This is a genomic window from Bacillus sp. NEAU-242-2, from assembly GCF_027853835.1.
Lineage (GTDB): Bacteria > Bacillota > Bacilli > Bacillales > Bacillaceae > Bacillus > Bacillus velezensis.
The window spans coordinates 186,835-194,400 of the sequence record NZ_JAPNNY010000001.1 but is presented as its reverse complement, the minus strand read 5'-3'; the positions used below and the strand labels follow the sequence as shown (position 1 = coordinate 194,400).

Annotated in this window: 1 protein-coding gene; it reads left to right on the top strand. The window is 49.9% G+C overall.

Translation table 11 applies throughout. From position 1 onward, the window contains the following. Nucleotides 1-3: 3 nt before the first annotated feature. Nucleotides 4-7,461, top strand: a complete 7,458-nt coding sequence (locus tag OWN49_RS00670) for a beta-ketoacyl synthase N-terminal-like domain-containing protein (RefSeq protein ID WP_176283331.1) — start codon at nucleotides 4-6, stop codon at nucleotides 7,459-7,461. The last annotated feature ends 105 nt before the right edge of the window (nucleotides 7,462-7,566 follow it).

The window sequence follows — 7,566 nt, the reverse complement described above, 5'->3', positions numbered from 1 at the left end:
GCTTTGCAAAACACTGAAGATCTTCTTTACAAACTATTGGCAGGCCAGCTGAAATCTGTCGGATTTTTTACGGAAAACGAAACGCAGCCTGTCATGCAGGGGTTTTACGGCAGGTGGCTGGAAGAAAGCATCTCCATCTTGGTGCAAAAAGGCTTTTTGAAACAGTCTGGCAGTACGTATGTGTTAACGGGTCCGATAGAGCGTGCGGACGTTCTGTGGCAAGAATGGGATGAAAAGAAAGCTCCTTTACTCAAGGACAGCAGCAAACGGGCGATGATCACCTTAGTGGAGACCGCTCTCAGAGCTTTGCCGGATATTTTATCCGGCAGAGTTTCTGCCACTGATGTTCTGTTTCCTGATTCCTCAATGGAATTGGTTGAAGGAATCTATAAAAACAATGAAACGGCAGACTACTTTAATGAGGTGCTCGCTGACACATTGACGGCTTTCATTGAAGAACGCCTGAAAGAAGACCCGAACGCGGAAATCCGGATATTAGAGATCGGAGCGGGGACGGGCGGGACGAGCGCGGCCGTTTTCAAAAGATTAAAAGAGGTCAAACCTCATGTGAAAGAATATTGCTACACCGATCTGTCAAAGGCCTTTTTCATGCATGCTGAAAAAGAATACGGTCCCGACAATCCGTATTTGACTTATAAGCGGTTTAATGTGGAAGAGCCCCCGGCTTTGCAGGGTATAGAGGCGGGTGCATATGACGCGGTAATTGCGGCAAATGTGCTTCACGCGACAAAAAATATTCGGCGGACACTTCGCAATGCCAAAGCGGTGCTTAAAAAGAATGGGATTTTGCTATTAAATGAGATCAGCAGCCATTCGGTTTATTCTCATCTGACATTCGGTCTTTTGGAAGGCTGGTGGCTGTATGAAGACGCCAAACTGCGTATTCCCGGATGCCCTGGGCTGTATCCTGAAGCGTGGCAGTCTGCGCTGGAAAGCGAGGGATATCGGTACGTTACATTTATGGCGGAATCGTCACATCACCTCGGCCAGCAGATCGTGGCGGCAGAAAGCGACGGCGTCATCAGGCAAAAGCAGCCGGACGCGCCGGCGGTTGAAGAAATTGCGGCTTCCAAAGAGCCGGCTGATTTCACAGAACCGTCTTTCTCAGTCACAGACCGGACGGTGCAATTCATAAAAGAAACGTTAGCCAAGTCCATAAAGCTTGCTCCCGAGCGCATTCAGCCGGAAACCAGCTTTGAAAAATACGGCATCGACTCCATTTTGCAGGTGAATTTTATCCGTGAACTGGAAACATTGACGGGCGAGCTGCCGAAAACGGTCTTATTTGAACACACGAATACGAAAGAACTTGCCGAGTATTTGCTGGAAACTTACCCGGATAAGCTGCAACAGGCATTCGGAGCCGATCAAGCGCCTCCTGAAACGGAGCATCCGGAACCTGCAATGAATGAACCGGTGCCGCTTGTCACGGAAACGCGGCGATTTATCACTGAACAAAAAGAGCCAAAAGCGCCAAAGCCGGAAACAGAAAACGTCACCGATAATCGCTCAGATCGTGACGACATTGCCATTATCGGCATCAGCGGCCGCTATCCCGAGTCTGAAACCCTCGATGAGCTGTGGGAGCATTTAAAAGCCGGAGACAGCTGTATTACGGAAGCTCCGGAAAACAGATGGAAGTCCGGTCTTCTGAAAACGATGGCAAAAGAAACACGAAAAGAAGAACGCAAAACACGGTACGGCGGATTTCTGAAGCATATTGACGCTTTTGACCATCACTTGTTTGACATCCGGGAAGACCATGTGATGGAGATGACGCCTGAGCTCCGTCTAAGCCTTGAAACCGTATGGGAAACATTTGAAAACGGCGGCTACTCGTTAGAAAGAGTAAACGAATGGCAGGAATCAGACAGCGGGATCGGTGTATTTATGGGCAGTATGTACAATCAATATTTCTGGAATATCCCGTCATTGGAAAAAGCTGCACTCAGCTCTAACGGAGGGGATTGGCATATCGCCAACCGCATTTCCCACTTTTTCAATTTAACGGGTCCGAGCATGGGCGTTACGACCGCATGCTCCAGCTCACTGAGCGCCATTCATCTCGCCTGTGAAAGCCTGAAGCTTAACAGCTGTTCCATGGCGATTGCCGGAGGGGTCAATCTCACGCTTGAACCGTCTAAATATGATGCGCTCGAACGGGCGAATTTGCTTGAGCAGGGAAGTGAAAGCAAAAGCTTCGGAACCGGCACGGGCCTGATGCCGGGAGAAGGAGTCGGAGCAGTGCTCTTGAAGCCGCTCTCCAAAGCGGTTGCCGACAAAGACCATATTTACGGGATCATTAAAAGCAGCGCGTTGTGCCATAGCGGCGGAAGGCAGATGTACACGGCTCCGGATCCGAAACAGCAGGCGAAGCTCATGGCGGCTTCCATTGACAAGGCCGGAATCAATCCGGAAACAATCAGTTATGTTGAATCAGCGGCAAACGGCTCTGTATTGGGAGATCCGATTGAGGTCATTGCCCTGACAAACGCGTTCTCGCAATATACCGATAAAAAACGATTTTGCGCGCTTGGATCCGTCAAGTCAAATCTCGGCCATTTAGAGGCGGCCTCCGGGATGTCCCAGCTCGCGAAAGTGCTGCTGCAAATGGAGCGGGAAACATTAGTTCCAACCATTAATGCAAAACCGCAAAATCCGAATATCGCGCTTGAACAAACGGCCTTTTACCTGCAGGAGAAAACCGAGTATTGGGAGCGTCTGAAGGATGCCGAGACGGGAGACATCATACCGCGGAGAAGCATGATCAATTCCTTCGGGGCAGGCGGGGCATATGCAAATCTCATCGTAGAAGAATATATCAATCCGAATTCTAATCATGCCCGTCACGGCAATGAGGAATATATTTTCCCTGTGTCAGCGAAAACAAAATGGAGTTTTGAAGCCTATCTTGAGAGACTGGCGGCCTTTTTAGAAAAGACGCCATCTCTTCATCCGGCCGCCATCGCATCCGCGCTGCAAAAAAGAACGCATCATCCGGAGTATCGGGCGGCATTTACGGCTGCTTCCGTTCAGGAACTGTCGGAAAAACTGGCCGCTTACCGCATGGATCAGCGGAATCTCAATTTCTCCGATTCTGATATCGGCCGGCGTGCGCGGCAATGGGAAAAAGGAGAGAATATCACGTTTGATCAGTTGCAGCAAGAGCACGCCGTTCATCTGCCGGCCTACGCTTTTGACCACGGGACTTCTTTTCATTTCGGTGAATCAGAAAACGCTGCCGGCGTTCAGGCGGTATACAGTGATGACGACCCATACGTGAAAGGGCATCAATTCAGCGGAGAACCGGTACTCGTCGGCGCTACATATAACAGTCTGGCAGTCGATCATTTTTGTGATCTTTTTCCTGAAGCAGAGGGAGGACATATTAAAAAACTGAATTACGTCAGCCCCATTACCGTAAAAAAAGGCGATCGCATCGAGCTGAAAACAGAATCGAAACAAAACGGGGATGGATTTGAACTGAGCATAATGCACCGCAGCCGCACGTCTCCTGATTGGAGCATAGCGGCGTATGCCGAGTGCAGCCCGTATCCGTTTCAAAAGCAGCACGCGGATCTGGCGGCCATTCAGCGCTCATACCGGGAAGTGGGCCGGATAGATGAGTTATACGGAGACGGAACGGGAACCGTCGTGTGGGGAGAAGAATTTAAAACGATCACCCGCCTGTACAAAGGCACTGATGCCGTTTTAGCGAAAGTGAACCTGAACAATAGCGACTCACAACAAGCGCATCATTATGCCATAAATCCGTTAATCGCCAACAGTGCTTACTTGGCCTCGCTTTCTTTATTGGACCAAACAGAGGCGGAAAGCTATCTGCCGTTCGGCATTAATTCCGTCACCTTCAGCAGCCCGGAAAATCTTACCGATTGCTGGCTGCACATCAAGCTGGCCAAACAAACGGGGGAAATGATTCTGATTAACGCAGATGTCATCAGCAGCCGATCGGAAGTGGTGATGCGTTTTGAAGGCTATGCCCTGAAACGGTTCCGCCCGAAAACCGAACAGATGAATCAGCCGGCCCGAACGGCTGTTAAGAATGCGGGAGCACCGATTTCTGCCGGCAGTCTGACAGATGATATCCGCAGCTACGTCCTTGGCAAGCTCGCCAAGATGATGGATGAACCCGCGTCCTCTCTTCGTTCTGACGCGAATATCATGGAATTGGGACTTGATTCAGCGAGTCTGATCGGGCTGACAAAAGAGATCGGCCAAGAGGCGGACATCGATGTGAATCCAACATTGTTTTTCGAGTATCCGACGGCGGAGGAGCTGACCCGCCACTTCGCGTCAGCATATGAGAGCAAGTTTTCTCAATTGCTTGCCGATCATAAGCATTCAGAAGAGGCTGGGGTCACGGAAACAGAAGAGCGCACTTTACCGAAGAAACAGCATACGCCTTGTGAAAACGCCGATGTCAAGCAAGGAATCGCGATTATCGGTATGTCAGCTCAGTTTCCGCAATCCCCGGATATCCAGTCTTTTTGGGGGCACATCGTAAACGGGGATCGCTGTATTACCGAAATTCCGGCGGACCGCTGGGACTGGCGCCGTTACGCCGGCGATGAGAATGACACGAGTCTCAGATGGGGCGGTTTTATTGACGGTGTCGGAGAATTTGACCCGCTCTTTTTCGGAATTTCTCCTAAAGAGGCATCACAAATGGGGCCGGAGCAGTTTCTGCTTTTGATGCATACATGGAAGGCAATGGAGGATGCGGGCCTGACAAATAAGGCATTATCAAGCAGGACGACAGGCGTTTTCGTTGCCGCGGGCAACAGCGATCCGAACAATGGAACAGCCATTCCGTCCATCATTCCGAACAGGATATCATATGCCTTGAATTTACAAGGACCGAGTGAATATTACGAGGCTGCCTGCACGTCAACGCTGGTGGCATTGCACAGGGCGGTTCAATCAATCCGTCATAACGAATGTGAGCAGGCTGTCGTGGGCGCCGCCAATATTCTGCAATCGCCGAAAGGTTTTATCGGTTTTGACTCAATGGGATATTTAAGCAAAAACGGCCGGGCGAAATCGTTCCAAAAAGATGCGGATGGCTTTGTCAGAAGCGAAGGGGCGGGCGTGATCATCATCAAACCGCTTGAGGCGGCAATTGAAGACGGCGATCATATTCACATGGTCATTAAAGGAACAGGAGTGTCTCACGGCGGTAAAGGCATGTCGCTTCACGCACCGAATCCGGCGGGAATGAAGGCCGCGATGAAAAAAGCGTACGAAGACACCGATGTTGATCCGCAAACCGTCACTTATATTGAAGCGCACGGCATTGCCTCCGAAATGGCAGATGCGCTGGAGTTTAATGCAATCAAAGCGGGTTACGGCGAGTCTGCAAATCAAGAGGAAAGCACGCCTTGTTATATCAGCACCGTGAAACCTTGCATCGGGCACGGCGAACTCGCTTCCGGACTGGCCGCCCTTATAAAAGTAGCGATGGCCATGAAGCATCATACCATCCCGGGCATTCCCGGATTTACAGCTGCAAATGAGCAAATGGCTATTCAAAAAAGCCGCTTCCGTTTCACCGAAGACAATCAGGAATGGACACAGCTCACCGACCATACGGGCAGACCGATCCCGCGCCGGGCCGCAATTAACAGCTATGGCTTCGGCGGCATGAATGCGCATGTCGTCTTGGAACAGTACAGCCCGAGCCATAAAGACAAAGAATCTGAGCATGACCCGCAGCTTATCGTGCTTTCTGCTAAGAGCGAAGGGCGTCTTAAGGCGGCCGCAGGTCAGCTGGCTGATTTTGTGCAAACTGGAGATACTCCGTCATTGCGGGATATTGCTTATACGCTTCAGACCGGCCGTGAGGCGATGAACTGCCGCTTGGCACTCGTTGCCCGCAATCAAGATGAATTGCTGGAAAAACTGAAAGAGTACAGAGCATTTTCCGAAGAAAGCAATGGAATGAAAAGCTTCTTTACAGGCAGTCAGCAGACTGGATCAGGAGATATCGGCGTTTTACTGGAAGGGACTCTCGGTACAGTCGTCACGGAGACGCTGTTGGCTGAAAACAATCTGGAAAAGCTTGCATTTTGCTGGGTGAAAGGAGCGGATATACCGTGGGACAGACTCCACCAAGGCGAATCTGTTCAAAGAGTGCCGCTTCCGACATATCCTTTTGAACACCACAAGTATTGGAACGGCGGTCAGCCAGAAGAGATCAGCCTTGCACCGGTTTCCCAGGACCCTCAGCTCCGCCGCGAGAGCGCAGCTGACATTGTGGCTGACATTTTGGGGATGAAGGCAGCGGAAATTGATCAAAATAAGCCCCTGACTGAATACGGATTCGATTCAATCTCCTGTATTCAGCTGCTGAAAAAACTTGAGGACGGAGACAGCCGCATCAGTCTGGAAGCTCTTCAGAAATGCAGCACTCTTCAGGAGATCGGCATGCTGTTAAAAACGAACCAACCGCATGAGGCGGGCCGGAATTTTCCCGAACTCGTCAAGCTGAATGAAAGAGAAAAAGGCCGTCCTGTTTTTTGGTTTCACGGCGGAACAGGAGGCGTTGAAGCATACCAGCCATTCGCCAAAAAGAGTCAGCGTCCTTTTTACGGCATCCAGGCAAGAGGTTTGACAGGGAAAGAGCCGCTGCAAGGAATCGAAGAGACGGCCGCTTCTTATATGAGAATCATCCAAGCGGTACAGCCGAAAGGCCCTTATGACCTCGGCGGATATTCCTTGGGCGGAATGCTTGCATATGAAACCGCGCGCCTCTTGCAGGAGGAAGGTCATACAGTAAAAAGCGCCGTCATGATCGACACCCCGTACAGTGAAAAATGGAAAGAAAGAAAACCATCTGTTAAGTCAGTCATGCTGCAAACGATCAATACGATGCTTACGGCATATCTTAAGCCTGAAAACCTTGAAGAGGCATTAATCAGCAGAGAAGACATTACCGTCCAGGCTGAGGAAGAAGAAGTATTGAAAGAATTGATCGGCCTTGCCAAAAAGCGCGGTCTGCCAAAATCCGAAGAAGCGATCCGGATGCAGCTGGAGCAAATGATGAAGACGCAGCTCGCTTACGGAATGGAAGAGTATGACATGAAGCCGCTGCCTCATCCGGAAGCGCTGCAATGCTACTACTTCCGTAATAAAAGCGGTTTGTTCCTCGGAGATCTTGAACGTTATCTGACAGCAGAGGAAGAACAAATTCCGTTAGACCATGATGCGTATTGGAAAGAATGGGAACACCAGATGAAACACTTTCACCTGCTGGACGTCCACTCCTCCAATCATGTCACAATGCTGTCGGAACCAAAGCCGCAAAACGCCATTAAGGCATTCTGCGAAAAACTGTACGCAAACAAAGGAACGATAAGCGCAAATTTCCTTAAATCTTTCAGAAAAAAGCTGGACGAAACAAATGAGTTGGTAAAACGGTAATAGAGAACGGCCGGAGCAATCCGGCCGTTTTTTTTATACATAGAACTAAATTCATTATGTACTAAATATTTACTATTATATTGATTTCCTGTTTATAAGACATTA